At 70.7% G+C, this 15,580-nt stretch carries 15 protein-coding genes; 7 read left to right on the plus strand and 8 right to left on the minus strand.

The features are described 5' to 3' along the window. Positions 1–91 precede the first annotated feature (91 nt). Positions 92–1,477 (plus strand): glycosyltransferase family 2 protein, encoded by a 1,386-nt coding sequence (locus NL115_RS06490; RefSeq protein WP_254832371.1) that lies wholly within the window; start codon positions 92–94, stop codon positions 1,475–1,477. 37 nt (positions 1,478–1,514) lie between these two features. On the opposite strand, the gene NL115_RS06495 is transcribed toward NL115_RS06490, so the two are convergent. The 4 genes from NL115_RS06495 to NL115_RS06510 form a co-directional block, all read right to left on the minus strand. Next, positions 1,515–1,763 (minus strand): hypothetical protein, encoded by a 249-nt coding sequence (locus NL115_RS06495; protein WP_254832372.1) that lies wholly within the window; start codon positions 1,761–1,763, stop codon positions 1,515–1,517. A gap of 71 nt (positions 1,764–1,834) precedes the next feature. Then, positions 1,835–3,085 (minus strand): inorganic phosphate transporter, encoded by a 1,251-nt coding sequence (locus NL115_RS06500; protein WP_254832373.1) that lies wholly within the window; start codon positions 3,083–3,085, stop codon positions 1,835–1,837. 76 nt (positions 3,086–3,161) lie between these two features. After that, positions 3,162–3,968: a TrmB family transcriptional regulator gene (locus NL115_RS06505; protein WP_254832374.1), complete on the minus strand. Its 807-nt coding sequence runs from the start codon at positions 3,966–3,968 to the stop codon at positions 3,162–3,164. Positions 3,969–4,060: 92 nt separating this feature from the next. After that, a complete protein-coding gene (locus tag NL115_RS06510) occupies positions 4,061–5,707 on the minus strand; it encodes a DUF255 domain-containing protein (protein ID WP_254832375.1) in 1,647 nt (548 codons plus the stop codon). Between the two features lie 194 nt (positions 5,708–5,901). Here NL115_RS06510 and NL115_RS06515 point away from each other — a divergent pair, with 194 nt between their 5' ends. Both NL115_RS06515 and NL115_RS06520 read left to right on the plus strand, forming a co-directional pair. Then, on the plus strand, positions 5,902–7,230 hold the full coding sequence (locus NL115_RS06515; protein WP_254832376.1) for a hemolysin family protein: 1,329 nt from the start codon (positions 5,902–5,904) through the stop codon (positions 7,228–7,230). A gap of 167 nt (positions 7,231–7,397) precedes the next feature. Continuing rightward, positions 7,398–8,396 (plus strand): cell division protein CdpA domain-containing protein, encoded by a 999-nt coding sequence (locus tag NL115_RS06520; RefSeq protein ID WP_254832377.1) that lies wholly within the window; start codon positions 7,398–7,400, stop codon positions 8,394–8,396. Between the two features lie 65 nt (positions 8,397–8,461). Here the strand turns inward: NL115_RS06520 and NL115_RS06525 are convergent, their stop codons facing one another. Beyond that, positions 8,462–8,944, minus strand: a complete 483-nt coding sequence (locus NL115_RS06525; protein ID WP_254832378.1) for a Mut7-C RNAse domain-containing protein — start codon at positions 8,942–8,944, stop codon at positions 8,462–8,464. A gap of 183 nt (positions 8,945–9,127) precedes the next feature. Here NL115_RS06525 and NL115_RS06530 point away from each other — a divergent pair, with 183 nt between their 5' ends. Beyond that, entirely contained in the window at positions 9,128–9,748 is a 621-nt protein-coding gene (locus NL115_RS06530; RefSeq protein WP_254832379.1) for a DedA family protein, read from the plus strand. A gap of 1 nt (position 9,749) precedes the next feature. On the opposite strand, the gene NL115_RS06535 is transcribed toward NL115_RS06530, so the two are convergent. Both NL115_RS06535 and NL115_RS06540 read right to left on the minus strand, forming a co-directional pair. Further along, positions 9,750–10,802 (minus strand): lysylphosphatidylglycerol synthase transmembrane domain-containing protein, encoded by a 1,053-nt coding sequence (locus NL115_RS06535; RefSeq protein WP_254832380.1) that lies wholly within the window; start codon positions 10,800–10,802, stop codon positions 9,750–9,752. Between the two features lie 70 nt (positions 10,803–10,872). Next, complete coding sequence (locus tag NL115_RS06540) at positions 10,873–11,841, minus strand: DMT family transporter (protein ID WP_254832381.1); 969 nt, start codon at positions 11,839–11,841, stop codon at positions 10,873–10,875. 175 nt (positions 11,842–12,016) lie between these two features. Between NL115_RS06540 and NL115_RS06545 the strand changes: the two genes are divergently transcribed. From NL115_RS06545 to NL115_RS06555, 3 genes are all read left to right on the plus strand, one after another. After that, complete coding sequence (locus NL115_RS06545) at positions 12,017–13,162, plus strand: multicopper oxidase domain-containing protein (RefSeq protein WP_254832382.1); 1,146 nt, start codon at positions 12,017–12,019, stop codon at positions 13,160–13,162. 5 nt (positions 13,163–13,167) lie between these two features. Then, positions 13,168–14,184 (plus strand): halocyanin domain-containing protein, encoded by a 1,017-nt coding sequence (locus NL115_RS06550; protein ID WP_254832383.1) that lies wholly within the window; start codon positions 13,168–13,170, stop codon positions 14,182–14,184. Positions 14,185–14,247: 63 nt separating this feature from the next. After that, positions 14,248–14,457, plus strand: a complete 210-nt coding sequence (locus NL115_RS06555) for a hypothetical protein (RefSeq protein WP_254832384.1) — start codon at positions 14,248–14,250, stop codon at positions 14,455–14,457. 1 nt (position 14,458) lies between these two features. Here NL115_RS06555 and NL115_RS06560 read toward each other — a convergent pair whose 3' ends face one another. After that, positions 14,459–15,541: a hypothetical protein gene (locus NL115_RS06560; RefSeq protein WP_254832385.1), complete on the minus strand. Its 1,083-nt coding sequence runs from the start codon at positions 15,539–15,541 to the stop codon at positions 14,459–14,461. Between the last annotated feature and the right edge of the window lie 39 nt (positions 15,542–15,580).

Raw genomic sequence — 15,580 nt, forward strand, 5'->3', positions numbered from 1 at the left:
TTTCGGGCGGACCCGGGTGGACGAATACGATGCAACCACTCGCGGCGACGTATGAAAACCACTATGGGCAGCGACCGGAATAACAACCCCAATGAAAGTCAAGACGGCGGATGCGGCCGGCGTCTCCCTCCGCAAGGCCCTCATCTACGGGACGACGACGGCCCTGCTGGTCGGCGCCCTCACCCTCCCGGCGCTGGTCTCCGTCGCCTACGAGCGGACCCTCCGGACGGTCCTGCTGGTGTTGCTGCTGGGACTAGTGGGACGAACCTACCTGAGTTCGCTGCTCGCGTTCGCACGGACCGAGCCGCCGGGCGGGATGCCCGACGACCTGCCGCTCGTGAGCGTCGTCATCCCGGCGTACAACGAGGAACCGGTCCTCGCGGACACCATCGAGGCCGCGCTGGCGCTCGACTACCCGCACGAGTGTCTCGAGATCGTCGTCTGCTACGAGGCCGACTCGACCGACCGCACCGGCGAGATCGCCGAGCGCTACGGCGCCGAGTACGACGCCGTCAAGGCCGTCGAACGGGACGAGCCGGGCGGTGGCAAGGCCAAGGCGACCAACTACGCGCTCCAGTACGCCACGGGCGACCTCATCGCCTCCATCGACGCCGACCACGAGTTCGCCCCCGACGCGGTCTCGCGAGCGGTGCGCTGGTTCGAGAGCGACGACGACATCTGGTGCGTGAAGGGTCGGTGCTACGGCCGGAACCCGACCGACTCGCTGCTCGCGCTCCACGCGACCGTCGAGCGCCACATCGCCGAGCTCGCGGACCTGTTCGGCCGGCAGGTGTTCGGCGGCTTCACCATCTTCGGCGGCGGCCAGGCGTTCTTCCGCGCCGAGATGTTCGACGAACTCGGGATGTTCGACGAGGACGTCCTCGTCGAGGACATCGACATGTCCGCGCGCATCCACGCCCACGGCAAGCGCCTGCAGGTCGACCCCTACATCCTCACGTTCGAGGAGAACCCCGCCACCCTATCGGGCTGGTGGAGCCAGCGCTCGCGCTGGGCCCGTGGCTGGATGCAGGTCGCGGTGCGACACCTCCTGCCGCTCTCGCGTAACGGGACGCTGAACCTCCGCCAGCGCGCCGACGCCGCCTACACCTTCGGCTACGCGCTGCTACCGGTCCTCCTCGTCCTCGTCGCGCCCCTGTTCGTCCTCGACCGGTTCGTCCTCGACAGTTCGACGTGGCTCCCGTACGACGACTACCTCTGGACCGCCATCGGGCTGGGGCCGGTCGTCTGCTCGTATCTCATCTTCGCACGGGACTGGCGCGAGGGCTACTCCCATCACCCCGCGGAGTACCTGGCCGCGTTCACGCTCTGGTTCTACTTCTTCTTCCAGAGCATCGTCTACGTCGTCGCCTTCCTCGACGAGTTCGTCTTCGACACCGAGTCGGTGTACGTGACGACCTCGCGGTCGGGCGCGCCGGACGAACCCGAACCGGAGCACTCGCCGACGACGGACGACTAACACGAGAGTCCGGTGATTCGGTCCGGGGGACGCCGAGCTAGTAGTTCCGCCGTCGGCCGAAGGTCCGGGTCACGACGCGCCCGGAGACGATGACCATCCCGAGGATGGAGATGAACAGTATCAGCGCCGCCGTACGGTTGACGAACCACGGGAGCTCCGTGTACCGCAGGACAGCGTACATCGTCCCGATGGCCAGGCAGAGCCCGACACCCAGCGCTGTCTCGGCGGTTCGCGACCGATACCACGGTCTCGGTGCTGGGAAGGACTCGGCGTCGGGTGTGGTCATGGGTGACGCATCTCGCCGATACCGAGGATTGGACCCCGAATGGTTTGGGTGTAACGGCTAGCCGAGGCAGCTCACAGGACCAGCAGGAACACGGGATACGAGGCCGTGACCGCGAGCGCGGGTGTCAGCACCCACATCGAGGCGATGCGTTTGGCCGCCGCGGCGTCGAACAGGCTCCGCTCGTCGAGGTCCGCGGGCCCCTCCGCACCGACCTCCGGCACGTCCGGCACCTCCTCGGGCGGCTCTGCCGGCTCCTCGTGTCGTGCGATGTCGCCGATGGTCGGGCCGGTGGGCGCCTCCTCGACGCGCGAGGTGACCAGCGCACCCGTCGAGACCTCCATATCCGGACGCTCGGGTGTCGGCGTCGCCAGCTCGGCCAGGGTCGCCGCCCGGCTCGCCCGGCCCCAACCCAGCCCGATGATGGTCGAGGTGGTGCTCACCGCCAGGCTCGCCGGGATGCCGAACTGGGAGAGCACCGTGATGACCGTGCCCCCGACCACGGAGACGATGAGCGACGCCAGGATGGGCAGTTCCGTGATGTCGTCGCCGATCGTCTCCAGCGTGCGCCGGGCGATGGTGAACCCGCCCAGCCCGAAGGCGACCACCGCGAGCAGGACGCCCTGGTCGACGGTGAGTGGCCCCTGCGCGCCGACGAGGGGCGCGACGGCGTTGGCCGCGTTCGACGCGCCCGCGGAGAACGCCATGTAACAGCCGATGACGACCACCGACAGGGAGCCGACGACGTCCCTGGCGGAGGCGTTCTCGTTGAACTGGGGACGTGGCACCCGCCCGGAGCGGTCGAACTGCACGAGGTGGAGGTCGAACGTCGTGAACGCGACGTAGCGGTCGAGATACGGGTAGACGTAGCGGCCGACGACGACGCCGACGGTGAAGCTCAGCAGCGGTGCGACGATCCACGCCGAGACGATGACGAACATGAGCGCCTGGTTGAGCGAGTCCGAGGCCAGCCCCAGCCCGACGATGGCGCCGACCGCGGTCATCGAGGTCGACGCCGGGACGCCGTAGAGGTTCGAGATGAACAGCGACAGGCCCGTGAAGAAGAGGACGACGACGCTCGTGAGGGGCGTGAACTGCATCGCCGGGACGATGCTGCTGCTCATCGTCGCGATGACGTTCCGGCCGACCGTCCAGGCGCCCAGGAAGGCGAACACGAGGAACAGCGCCGCCGCGGTCCCCTTCCGGACCAGCCGGGAGCCGACGGCCGGGCCGAACGCCACCCCCGTCGAGGACCCGCCGATGTTGAATCCCACGAACACGGCCACGACGATTCCGGCCACGGTCAGCACGGTCAGCGCTACCATGTTGTATCCGAGTCGGCATTGAGAGCGCTCCGGATATAACTCCCGGACCCGGCTCTGTGTCAGTCGGGGCGTCCCGCTACAGCACCAGTTCCTCGGCGGCCTCCCACCGCGGTCTGAACTCCTCGCGGACGCTGCCGGCGAACTCACGGTCCTTGAGGTTGAGCATCGCGAACACCTCCTCGCTCTGGAGCGGGTGGGGCACCTCGATGACGACCTCGTTCTGGTCGACCAGCGTGAACGTGCCGGAGACGTCCTCGACGGTGCGGACCTCGAAGCCGTCGTACTCGGAGAGCGTCTCGCGGTAGCGGTCGCCGAACTCCGGCGGGAGCGTCGGCACCAGTGCAGGCTTCATCAGGAAGTCCACCTCGACATCACGTTCGAGCGCCTCCTGCAGCCCGTCGAGCAGCGCGTTGCCGACCTCGCGGATGTCGAAGTAGCGCTCCGTGTACGTCGAGAGGACGATGACGATGCGCGAGTCGGCGGCCGCGATGCGTTCGAGCAGGAGGCCGGCGGCCTCGTCGGCACCGACCGCGGCCGTCCAGAACCGCTCCTCGACCGGCTCCGCGGTCTCCAGTTCCCCCTCCAGCTCGTCGACGATTGACTCGTACTGGCTTGCCTTCTCCTCGAGTTCGCGCTTCTTGTCCTCCAGGAGCCGGTCCAGCGCCGTCTCGGGCTCGACGGCGACGTACTTCTTCGGCCGGCTCGCGGACTGGGACCGGACGAGGTTGTACTGCTCGATGCTGTTGAGCACGTCGTAGATGCGGCCCATCGGCACGTCACTGACCCGTGACAGCTCCTTCGCCGTCGTGGGGCCCGTCTTCAGTAGTGACCGATAGGCCCGTGCCTCGTACTCCGACAGTCCGAGGTCCCTGAGACTCGCCATACCGGCGTCTCGACGGCACCACTCATAAACACTGATGAAGTTTACCCGTCTCGTCAGTTGTTTCCCCGAGCCGGGCACCGAGCCGGGCGCCGTCAGTCGAACTCTGCGACGACGGTCGCCAGCTCGGCCGGGTCGCTCGCGGCCTCGGAGGTCGACTCGCCGCGGTGTGCGACCGCGTCCTCGCGGTCACCCGGAACCACGACCTTCTCGTGGTCGGCCACGCGGAGCGCGGCGCGGTGGAGGTCGCTCCCGGCGGGCGGCGTCTCGACCACGAGCGGGTCGTTGACGTGCCGGGCGCAGGCGGTCGCGTAGCCCGCCACCTCGACACCCATGCGTCCGGCGGCGCCCGCGAACGCTTCGAGCGCGGCGGCCGCCGCCTCGCGGTACGACCCGTCGCCGGTGAGCGCCGCGAGGTCGAGCAGGCCATCGGCGGCCTCGACGTTCGTGTCCAGCGGGCGGAGCGGACGGTCCAGCAGCCCCGGCCCGTCGGCGGGCCCGTCCCGGAACGCGCCGGTGTCGTCCTGCAGGTCGAGCATCGCGTCGGCGACCGCACGGGCAGCGTCGAGCCAGCGGTCCCCGCCGAGGACCTGCGCCGCCGTGGTGAGGCCCGTCAGGAGGCGCGCCTGGTCGACGAGCAGGCCGGACTCGACGACCTCATCCTCGGCGGCCATCGCGGGCGGGAAGTGCGTCACCTCGCCGTCGTCGACGAGTTCGTCGAGCACCGTCTCGAGCGCGCGCTCGGCATAGCGTGCGGCGGGAGAGTGGTCCGTGACGGCGTGGTATCGGAGGAGCGCGTCGGCCGCGAGGCCGTTCCGGTCGGCGAAGACGGTCTCGTCGACGTGGGGCGGCTCGGCGTCCTCGCGGGCGCTCGCCGAGAGGGTGAAGTAGTCGCCGCCGGCCTGACTCCCGGCGAACGCACCGCGCTCGCCCGCGTCGCCGACCCAGAGGTCCGTCGTGAGGTAGTCGACGGTGGCTTCGGCGGCCTCGCGGTACGTCTCCGACCCGGTGTAGAGGTACCCTGCCGCGAACGCACGGACCAGGGCGGCGTTCTCGTCGGTGAGCTTCTCGCGGTGGAGGCCGGACCAGTCCCGGCTGTCGGCGTAGCGGTAGAAGCCGCCGTCGTAGGTGTCGAGCAGGTGGGCGTGGATGGCCTCCAGCGTGCGTGTGGCGTGGTCGCGGGTGCGCTCGCGCTTGGCCGCGAACTCGACCGCGCGAGGGAGCGGGAACTTCGCCCCCTCACCCCAGCCGCCGAACTCCTCGTCGAAGCCGGCGGTGACGCGGTCGACCATGTGTGCCTCGACCTGCGAGGTGACCTCGCCGGCGGGTGGCTCGTCGTCCAGTGCGCGGGGGACAGAGCCCGCACCTGTCCCCTTCGCGTCCCAGGTCCGGCGCACCGAATCGAGGATGTCGCGGAACCCCTCGAGCCCCAGATAGCCCGCCGCGGTGAGCACCTCGCCGTCGGGCGTGAGGAAGGCGGTCGCGGGGAAGCCCCCGACGTTGTAGCGTTCGCGCACGCGGGGCTGGCGGTCGGCGTCCACGCGGACGGTGACGAACCCGTCCTTCAGGTGGGCGGCGACCCGTGGCTCGGCGTACGTCTCCTCGTCCATCGCCCGGCAGTGGGTGCACCACGGTGCCGTCACCGACAGCAGCACGGGCCAGGTCCGTGCGTCGGCGGCGTCGAAGGCGTCGGTACCCCACTCGCGCCACTCAACCAGCGTCTCTGCGGCGGCCTCGTCCATATCCGAGCGAGGAGAGTCCCGGTGGAAAGGGTGTCGTTCGGGGGCGTGCGGTCCCGTTGGGAACCCCTCGACGCTCCGAATCACCTCGACGACGGGACGGTGTCACCGGGACCTTGCCAGTTATTTACCGATGGGGCGAGACGGGGGGATATGGACACAGGACTATCGAGCAGCCGTAGCTCCCAGCCCCTCCGATGGTGAACGTCGCGCTCTCGCTGGCGCAGGTCGCCGTCGCGCTGGTGCTGGTGGTACTCAACGGCTTCTTCGTCGCTGCGGAGTTCGCCTTCGTGCGGATACGGGGGACGTCAGTGGAACAACTCGCCGCGGAGGGCCGCCCCGGTTCGGGGACGCTCCAGGAGGTGATGGTAGACCTCGACGACTATCTCGCGACGACGCAACTCGGCATCACCATCGCCTCGCTGGGACTGGGGTGGGTCGGCGAACCCGCCGTCGCATCGCTCATCGAGCCCGTGCTGGCGCCGGTTCTCCCCACGAACCTCATCCATCTGGTCGCCTTCGCGGTCGGCTTCAGTCTCATCACGTTCCTCCACGTCGTCTTCGGTGAGCTCGCACCCAAGACGCTCGCCATCGCCCAGACCGAGCGACTCTCGCTGTTCCTCGCCCCGCCGATGAAGCTCTTCTACTACATCCTCTATCCGGGCATCGTCGTCTTCAACGGGGCTGCCAACGCGTTCACGCGAGCGCTCGGCGTGCCCCCCGCCTCCGAGACGGACGAGACGCTCGGCGAGCGGGAGCTCCTCCGGGTACTGACGCGGTCCGGCGAGGAAGGGGATATCGATGTCGCGGAAGTGACGATGATAGAGCGGGTCTTCGACCTCGACGACACCGTGGTGCGGGAGGTCATGGTCCCACGACCGGACGTGGTGAGCGTTCCGGCGGACGCCTCGCTCTCCGAACTCCAGTCGGTCATCCTCGAGACCGGACATACGCGCTATCCGGTTCTCGATGCCGACGATGCCGACCAGGTGGTCGGGTTCGTCGACGTCAAGGACGTGCTCCGAGCCGAGGTGGAGGACGGGGAGACCGAGTCGGTCGGCGACATCGCCCGCGAGATCATCATCGCCCCCGAGACGATGGCACTGAGCGATCTCCTGCGGCAGTTCAGGGAGGACCACCAGCAGATGGCCGCGGTCATCGACGAGTGGGGGGCGTTCGAGGGGATCGCGACCGTCGAAGACGTCGTCGAGGCGCTCGTCGGGGACCTCCGAGACGAGTTCGATCTGGACGAACACGAACCCTCGGTCCGAGAGCGTGACGCCGAGGGATACGACATCGACGGCGGCGTCCCGTTGTCGAAGGTCAACGAGACGCTCGAGGGAGACTTCACGAGCGAGGAGGTCGAGACGATCGGCGGACTGGTGCTCGAACGGCTCAACCGCGCACCGGAACGTGGCGACCGCGTCGAGGTCGCCGGGTACGTCGTCGAGGTGACGAGCGTGGAGGGGACCCGCATCTCGACGGTCCGGGTCCACCGAAAGCCGGACGAGCCAGTGACGGACTGAGCAGGGGGCGACCGTGGATGGTGGGCCCGTTCGAACTCCCCATCGGCTCCTCCTCGGGAGCGCCGAGCCGTCCCCGGGGGTGGACACCTTCGGCGGCGATACCCGCTGAAACGTGTCATCCGAGCGTCTGACGCGGAGTTTTGTGGGTGGAGTCCGCAGGCCCCGGTATGGCTAGCCTCACGGACGTGTACGAGGGCGGGGCCGGGGGGCCCGACCTGCGGCGGCTCTACCTCGGCGTGGGTCTGTTCCTCGTCGGGGCGGCCCTGACCGTCGGCGGCATCGTCGTCGGCACCTCGACGGGTGTCGCCGAGCTGCTCGGCCTGGATACGTTCGGCGCCCGCGAGATCGCGGGCATCGCGGCCGGCGTCGGCCTCCCAGTCACGTTCCTCGGCGTCGTGGTCGTCCTCCCCCAGACGACCCGGCGCGTCAACGCGGCCGCCGTCCTCGGTAGCGCGGTGGCCCTGTTCGGTGTCGTCCTGTTCACCCGGGTCTACCCCCAGGCCTGGTTCGACAACGCGTTCCCGGTCGTCGCGGTCTACTTCGTCGGCATGATGACGACGCTGTGGGCGCTGTTCAGCGCCGTCGCGAGCTTCAAGACACGCAACGACCCCGGCGGCACGGTCGAGTTGCGGGTCACGGAGGGCGGCGAGACCCGCGTCGTCGAGGTATCGAACCAGAGCCTCGCGCAGAAGCTCGGCGGCATCGGGCTGATGGGCGGGACGCCCGACGGGAACGTCGAGACCCAGACCGCCGGCTCCGCGGCTACCTCGACCGCGAGTACGAACACCACCAGTGAGGGGGCCGAGGTCATGTCCTCCTCGAACGACGAGTCGGAGTCGCTGACCGAGCGCGTCCGGTCGAACACCGGCCGCAACCAGCGCCACGCCGGACGCGGGGACGCCACGGGCGCGGGCAGCCACGGCGGTGAGCGCCGAGCACGAGCCTCGTCGGGCGTGTCCGACGGCGGCACCACCACCGAGGACGCCGAGGTGTTCTCCGGCGGCGTCGACGCCGACCCCCACCCCAACCAGGACCTCTACTGCGGCAACTGCTCGCACTTCCGGTACGTCCGCACCGACCAGGGCATGCAGCCCTACTGTGGCCTCCACAGCGAGGTCATGGACGACATGGACGCCTGCGAGGAGTGGAACCCGAACAACCAGTAACGCCCGATTTCTGCGTTCTTCCGGTGTTTTGGGCCGTACCCGCCATCTTCGAGCGTTATTTCGGCCTACGACGCGTTCTCCGTGCGTATCTCGGCGAGCGTCTCGGCCACCCGGTCCCAGTGGCTCCCCTGCCAGAACTGCTGGCCGCACCGCTCGCACCGCCAGACCGGGCGGTCATCGGGGGCGTGGGGGTCGCGGTCGGCGTCGGCCGTGAGGCGTTCGACGGGGCCGTTGCAGGCCCCACAGCGCGCGGGCTGGTCGGCCAGCGAGAGCGCGAGACCCGCGTCGTGCAGTTCCCGGAGCTGGTCGGCCACGTCGCGTGATTCGAGCAGGAAGCCACGGTCGCCGGCCCGCACAGCTAGCTGGGCATCGCGCGTGAGGAGCGTCCGGTCCTCGGCGCGGGCCGCCGCGAGCAGTTCGTCGTCGGCCTCGGTGTCCCGGTGGTCGTCGAGCGCGTACGCCGCGTCGTAGCCACACATCCGGAGGTAGGTGGCGAGCTTGCCCAGCATGGCGTCGAGCAGGAACGGGCCGGTGGGGACCTCGGGCATCGGCCCGGCATAGGGGTCGGGGGATGCTGAGCGTGACGGCTACCGGGGGACGCTCCCGCGAGAGCCGGGCCCCCACCCCGATAGCGCCCCGTCGCCTTCCCTATGCGGCCGCTAACCGGCAGGGCCGCCGTAGCCGGGTCGGAAGACCTTTACTCGCCGAACGGCCCCCTATCGACCACACAGATGGCAACGGACGAGGCCGGCCGGTCGGTCGCCGCCCGTCGGTGGGTGCTCGATTACGGCGTGTTCGTCCTGTTCGGGACCATCGCGCTGGCCGGTATCTACCTGTTCCTCTCGCGGGACGCCGAGTTCGCCCGGCAGCTGCTCGCGAACGAGCGCTACTGGATGCCCGCGATGTTCGCGCTGTTCGTGCTGGAGGGTGCCATGTTGCTCTACTTCGCCCCCAGCGAGAGCCTCGTCCCGGTCGCGCTGCTCGTCATCGGGCAGTCGACGCGGGACATCGCCGTCATCGTCGGCATCGCGGTGGTCGGCGCGACCGTCGGCCAGTACCTCCTGTTCCTGCTGGCGAAGCGTGGCGGCCGCGAGCGCCTGCTCGACCGGCCGTGGTTCCGGGTGAGCGAGGAGCGGCTGGAGCGGTTCGACGGCTGGTTCGACCGCTGGGGCCCGTACGTCGTCCCCGTCTCGAACTCGCTGCTGTTCACGCGGGGGATGCTCACCGTCCCGGCCGGCTTCGCGGAGATGGAGGACCACCACTTCGTGGCGCTGTCGGCGCTCGGGACGCTCGCGTTCGAACTCGCCCTCGCGGGGCTGGCGCTGGGCGTGTTCAGCTTCCTCGGCATCTGAACTAGCGTACCAGCGTCCGGGCCAGCGTCACCAGCCCGCCGAGTGCGACGATGAACCCGTCCGAGACGAGCCGATAGGCCAGTATCACGGCGCCCGCCGCGGCCACGTCCAGGCCGAGCGCCGCGACCAGCACCGTGCCGAGCGCGAGGTCGACGCCGCCCGCACCCCCCGGGAGGGGAACCGCGTTCCCGAGGCTCGACAGCGGCACCGCCAGCAGGGCGAGCGCCGGAACCGCCGCGTGGTCGAGCGCCACCAGCGTCGCCGAGAGCGCGAGCGCGGCGGCACCCCAGCCCGCCGTCGTGAGGGCGAACGCGAGCGCCAGCGCCGGGCGGTCCCGGCCCATCTCCCGGAACGTCTCGCCGATGCCCGCGAGCGCGCTGTCGACGCGGTCGGGCGCGAGCGTGGCCGCGACGCTGGCAGAGAACCGGCCGAGCGTGGCACGCCCCCCGGCCGCGAGCGCGTGGACGAGCCACCGGGCAGGGCGCGGCCGGACGGCGATGGCGGCGCCGGCCCCCAGCACGGCCGCGACCGCCAGCGAGAGCGCCGGCAGGAGGACGCGGGCCTCCGCGGCGACACCGGGCGTCGCCACGGTGAGGAGGGCGGCGGTTGCCGCGACCACGGCCGCGGGGAAGCCGACCAGTTTGCCGGCCGTCGCGGCCGCGAGGTCGCGTTCGTACGGGAGGTCGGTCTCGCGACCGAGCGCGTACGCCATCACCGCGGGGCCACCGAGCCGGCCGCCAGGGAGTGTCAGCTTCGCGAAGTTCCCCGCGAGGTAGGCGAGCAGGAAGCGACCGGAGGGGACGGGTGCGCCCGCGGCGCGAAAGAGAGCGCGCTGGGCCTCGCTCCAGCACACGAGCGCGAGCAGCGTCGCCCCCGCGCCCGCCGCGAGCCAGCGCGGCTCGGCGCCCGCCAGGTCCGCGAGAACGCGCCGCGGGCCGACCGCGAGGAGGAAGCCCACGAGGAGGCCCACCACGACCGCGACGAGTGCGAGCCGGCGGGCCCGCGGACTCCGCCGGACGGCCGCGAGCAGGCTCTCGTCGGACTCGGTCGACACGCCGGGCCGGAGGCGGGCCGGGCGTATGAGTGTGCTGTCGTACGGTGCGGTGCCGGCTCCGGCGCCCGCGTCAGTCCCCGTCTCGGGTGCCGGCGATAGCCCGGCGCAGGACGGGTAGCTCGCGCCGGAGTTCCCGGCGCTTCAGCAGCAGGAAACCCACGAGGATGATGCAGAACCCGACGGCCGTGAGGAGGTCGACCACCTCCCCGAGGAAGAGGAACCCCGTAACGGCGGCGAACACCGGCGCGACGTAGGAGACGAGGTTTATCTCGATGGGGCCGAGGCGGTCGAGCAGGTCGAAGTAGACGAGGAAGCCGGCGGCGCTCGCGACCAGCGAGAGGTAGCCCATCGCCGCGAGGCCGGCCAGCGCCTCGGGCCCCGTCAGCGCGTCCACCGCGACCGCGGGCGACTCGCCGATGGCGAGGCTGACGGCGTGCATCAGCAGCGCGCCGCCGACCATCGCGTACGCCTCCATCGTCTCGATGGGGATGCCGGCGTCGAGCCAGCGCGTGATGACCGAGCCGAACGAGAAGCACAGCACCGCGCCGAAGACGAGCCCCTTGGCGACGACGCCGCCCGCGAGCAGGTTCCCGGGGTCGGGGCGCGCGAGGAGGACGACGCCGACGAGGCCGAGCAGGAGGCCGGCGACACCGACGGCGGTCAGGCGTTCCTCGGGGAGGAACGCTCTGGCGAAGAAGGTCGTCATCACCGGGGAGAGGGAGACGATGACGGCGGCGCCGGCGCTCGTGACGGCGGGGTCGGTCTCGCCGACGAACAGGAAGGCGTGGTAGCCGGCGATGAGGAAGACGGCGCCGACGGCGACGGCGGCCCACTCGCGAGCACCGACGGGGCGGGGGTGGTCCGTCGCGTAGGCGGCGTAGCCGAGCATGATGACGCCGGCGACGTCGTAGCGAACGGCGGCGAACAGGACGGGAGCAGGGCCGAACAGGTCGGGCGCGAGCCCGGCCTTGATGGCCATGAACGCCGCTCCCCAGGCTGCGGCGAGGGCGAGGAACAGCGTCGCGTTCCGGTAGCGCACGGCGCGACTCCGGCCGGCATCCGTGTCAACGTTTCGAGTCGTCGCTCCGGGTATGAGTGGCCGGGCGAACATGTTCAGCAGCATTCCCACCGGGCGAGAAGCGACGAAAGCCGTCCTCAGCACCTGGGAACCGTCTACAGCCGCTATTGCTATCCCCCCCGCAGGACCGGCTGTGATGACGCCGACCATCGGTGCGCCGGGAGACGGTATCGGACGACGAGAGTTCCTCGCTGCCACGGGAACCGTTGGAGCGACGGCCGCTGCAGGCTGTACGGCGATGAGCAGCCCGGACGTGCAGGAGGTCGACGCGGGAGGCTCGCGACAGCAGCTCGGGTCGGACCTGCCGGCGACGGACCCGCCGGAGGTCGTCGACCTCGACGAGCGTGGCCACGAGGTCACGCTGAAGACGGTGGCCGCGACCCACGACCCCCACCCCGGGGAGAACATGGGCGGGCCCGTTCGGCTGCCGCAGGTGTGGGCGTGGCAGGCCGACGACGGCCCCGCGAGCGTCCCGGGTCCGGTCCTCCGGGTGACGGAAGGCGCCACCGTCGAGGTCACACTGGAAAACACGATGTCGATGCCCCACACCATCCACTTCCACGGTTCGCAGACGAAGTGGAAGGACGACGGGGTGCCGACGACGACGGGCATCACCGTCGACCCCGGGGAGTCACACACCTACGAGATTCCCGCGAACACGCCGGGGACGCACCTCTACCACTGCCACTACCAGACGCCGTGGCACATGGAGATGGGGATGTACGGCATCCTCCGGGTCGACCCGAAGGGGTACGAGCCGGCGGACAAGGAGTACTTCATGACGGTCCGGGACTGGGACAGCCGGCTCTCGCGCCAGTACGCGGGCGGTGACGCCAGCTACGACATCACGAACCGGCGGCCGGACGTGTTCACGGTCAACGGGAAGTGCGCGCCGCGCACGCTCCACCCGGAGGACGGCTCGCCGATGATCGTCGAGCAGGGCGATACGGTCCGTGTCCACTGGGTGAACGCCGGCTTCATGGCGCACCCGCTGCACATCCACAACCACCGGTTCACGGTGGTCGAGAAGGACGGCGGCACCATTCCGGAAGCGGCCCGCTACCAGCAGGACACGCTCAACGTCGGGCCGGCCGACCGCTACACGGTCGAGTTCGAGGCGGACGCCGACCCCGGCATCTACCTCATGCACTGCCACAAGGTCGACCACGTCCGGAACGGCGCCAGCTACCCGGGCGGGATGCTCACGGGCATCGTCTACAAGGAGGCGATGAACACGACCATCTTCCGCGACCTGATGAAGTACGCGGGCTACGAGGCGTGATTCCGATGCCGACGCGACGCCAGGTGCTCGGCGCGACGGGTGCGGCACTGGCGGGGACGACGCTCGCTGGCACCGCGACCGCCCAGCCGGGCACCGACCTCACCGACTGGTTCGGGAAGACCTCGAACGCGACCGGCGTGGTCGACAAGCGCGGACAGGACACCGTCACCGTCACGGTCGGCGCGGCGGCCAACGGCGGCGACTGGGGCTTCGGCCCCGCAGCCGTCCGGGTCGACCCCGGCGCGACCGTGCGCTGGGAGTGGAACGGCAAGGGCGGCGCCCACAACGTCGTCGCCACCGACAGCGCCTTCGAGTCGACGCTCACCCAGGAGGAGGGCCACACCTTCGAGTGGACACCCGAGGAAGCGGGCGTGACGAAGTACTACTGCGCCCCCCACAAGGCGATGGGGATGCGCGGCGCCGTCATCGCCGGCAGCCAGCCCGTCACGGTGGCGAAAGCGACGGCGACACCCGCGGCCGCCGGGAGCGGTGGCAGTGGCGACAGCGGTGGTGACGGCGAGGAGGAACCGCCAGCCCGGACGTTCGACGGCTGGCTCGCCGGGACGGACAACTACGACGGCGTGGTCGACAAGCGCGGCCAGTCCGAGGTGACCGTGAAGGTCGGCGCGGAGGGGAACGGTGGCCCGTTCGCCTTCGAGCCGGCGGCCGTCCACGTCTCGCCCGACACCACCGTGGTCTGGGAGTGGGTCGGTCCGAAGGAGTACGACGTGCTCGCCGAGGACCTCGGCATCGGGTCCGAGACCATCGTCTCGTCGGGCTACCGGTACGCAGCGCAGTTCGACGGCGACGGCCTCGCGAAGTACACCTGCTCGAAGTACGGAGACCGCGGGATGCGCGGTGTCGTCCTCGTGGGGGACGGCCCCCAGCGCGAACTGACGACACAGGGCGCGGCCGGTGCCGGCGGTGTCGGCGCGCTCATCGCCGCCTCGCTCGGCTGGCTCTACCGGTTCAACGACGGTGCGGCGACGACGACGGACCCCGAAGGTGTCCAGCGGGGCTAGCCGTCCCCGCGCACCGCGGCCGACGGGCGAGCGTTGAAGCGTCTCGGGGAGCTAGCCGCCGGCATGAGCGTCTCCGGACTCTGTCAGATATGCGAACAGCGCGAGGTGGTCGACGGCTGTGACCGGTGTGGCCGTCTCGTCTGCGAGCGCCACCTCGAGGAGGGGACCGGACTCTGCGTGGAGTGCTACGCGGAGGTGGACGGCAACTGGGAGCGCGGCGGGCCCGGCGAGGACGGTCCCGGTCCGGACGGGGTGGACACGTACCGCTTCTGACTCAGCCCAGCGCCGACGCGACCGCCGAGAGGAACCAGCCGGCGCCCGCGAGCGCGACGAGTACCCCGAACCCCTTCGTGAGCGCGACGTTCCAGTCGGCGGGTTCGACCTCCGACGACGGGGTCTTGCTCCCGATGGCGTCCGTCTGCTCGTCGAACTTCGCGAGTCCGTAGGCGAACTTGTAGATGCCGGCGCCGGCGAGCGCGACGACCGGACCCAGCACGAGCCCGCCGGAACCCGACCCCTGATCGGAGGGGCCGTCGCGGCCGTCACCGGGTGGTGCCGGGTCGAAGCGACCGTCGTCCGCGTCGGCCCCGTCGCCGGGCGCCGGTCCCACGGCGTCATCGGCCGGCGTGGGGGTCACCGCGCGGGTCCCGACGGCGACCTCATCGAGATAGGCCCGCGACCGCAGCTCGACTGTCCAGCTGGCGTTCGGCGCGCCCGTCGCGACCGTGGTGTCCCACGCCCCCGTCACCGTCCGGTCCTCGGGCTCCCGGACCGCGACGTGGACGGTCCCGTTCTCCCAGCGCATCGCCAGGTCGACGAAGCGGCCGGAAGGCGCCGTCAGGTTCGTCCGGGTGGTCGTCCCGTTCGCCCGCCGGACCACGACCGCGACCGCGGCATCGTTCTCGCGGCCGACGTTCTCCAGGGCCACAGAGGCGGTCGTGTCGTTCCCAGCGACGGCACGGATGGCGCCACCCTCGCCCACGTCGACGGTCGCCCGGAGGACGCCCGTCCGGCCGTCGACCCGCGCCGCGGTCAGGGTCGCGGAGCCGTTCGTGACCGCCAGCGAGCAGTCGCCGTTCGCGCCGATGCGGAGTACCTCGCCCCCGGTCCAGTCGCCGGCCGTGTCGGTCGCGAGGCCGGCGGCGTAGTCGTACTCCGCCTCGAGGTAGCCGAGATGGCCGCTGTCGTCGCGGAACTCGCAGCCCCCGGGCTGGGCGAGGGTGGTCGGTCGCGTGTCGGGGGCGGCCGGTCGGTCGTCGGCAGCCATTCCAGCCATAGCGGTCGGCGCGAGGGCCGTGCCGAGCAACACGGTGCCGAGCAGTGCGACGGCGACGGCGGAGGGGTGACGGGATGACATCGGTGGAGGGACATCCATCCCGGGGGCGCGGACCGGGAA

This window comes from Haloglomus salinum (assembly GCF_024298825.1).
Lineage (GTDB): Archaea > Halobacteriota > Halobacteria > Halobacteriales > Haloarculaceae > Haloglomus > Haloglomus salinum.

Bases quoted from the DNA above. Each gene is read 5' to 3' on its own strand.
- NL115_RS06515 (WP_254832376.1), top strand. From the start codon at position 5,902: ATGGTGAACGTCGCGCTCTCGCTGGCGCAGGTCGCCGTCGCGCTGGTG.
- NL115_RS06490 (WP_254832371.1), top strand. From the start codon at position 92: ATGAAAGTCAAGACGGCGGATGCGGCCGGCGTCTCCCTCCGCAAGGCC.
- NL115_RS06510 (WP_254832375.1), bottom strand. From the start codon at position 5,707: ATGGACGAGGCCGCCGCAGAGACGCTGGTTGAGTGGCGCGAGTGGGGT.
- NL115_RS06495 (WP_254832372.1), bottom strand. From the start codon at position 1,763: ATGACCACACCCGACGCCGAGTCCTTCCCAGCACCGAGACCGTGGTAT.
- NL115_RS06560 (WP_254832385.1), bottom strand. From the start codon at position 15,541: ATGTCATCCCGTCACCCCTCCGCCGTCGCCGTCGCACTGCTCGGCACC.
- NL115_RS06500 (WP_254832373.1), bottom strand. From the start codon at position 3,085: ATGGTAGCGCTGACCGTGCTGACCGTGGCCGGAATCGTCGTGGCCGTG.
- NL115_RS06505 (WP_254832374.1), bottom strand. From the start codon at position 3,968: ATGGCGAGTCTCAGGGACCTCGGACTGTCGGAGTACGAGGCACGGGCC.
- NL115_RS06555 (WP_254832384.1), top strand. From the start codon at position 14,248: ATGAGCGTCTCCGGACTCTGTCAGATATGCGAACAGCGCGAGGTGGTC.
- NL115_RS06525 (WP_254832378.1), bottom strand. From the start codon at position 8,944: ATGCCCGAGGTCCCCACCGGCCCGTTCCTGCTCGACGCCATGCTGGGC.
- NL115_RS06545 (WP_254832382.1), top strand. From the start codon at position 12,017: ATGACGCCGACCATCGGTGCGCCGGGAGACGGTATCGGACGACGAGAG.
- NL115_RS06520 (WP_254832377.1), top strand. From the start codon at position 7,398: ATGGCTAGCCTCACGGACGTGTACGAGGGCGGGGCCGGGGGGCCCGAC.
- NL115_RS06550 (WP_254832383.1), top strand. From the start codon at position 13,168: ATGCCGACGCGACGCCAGGTGCTCGGCGCGACGGGTGCGGCACTGGCG.
- NL115_RS06530 (WP_254832379.1), top strand. From the start codon at position 9,128: ATGGCAACGGACGAGGCCGGCCGGTCGGTCGCCGCCCGTCGGTGGGTG.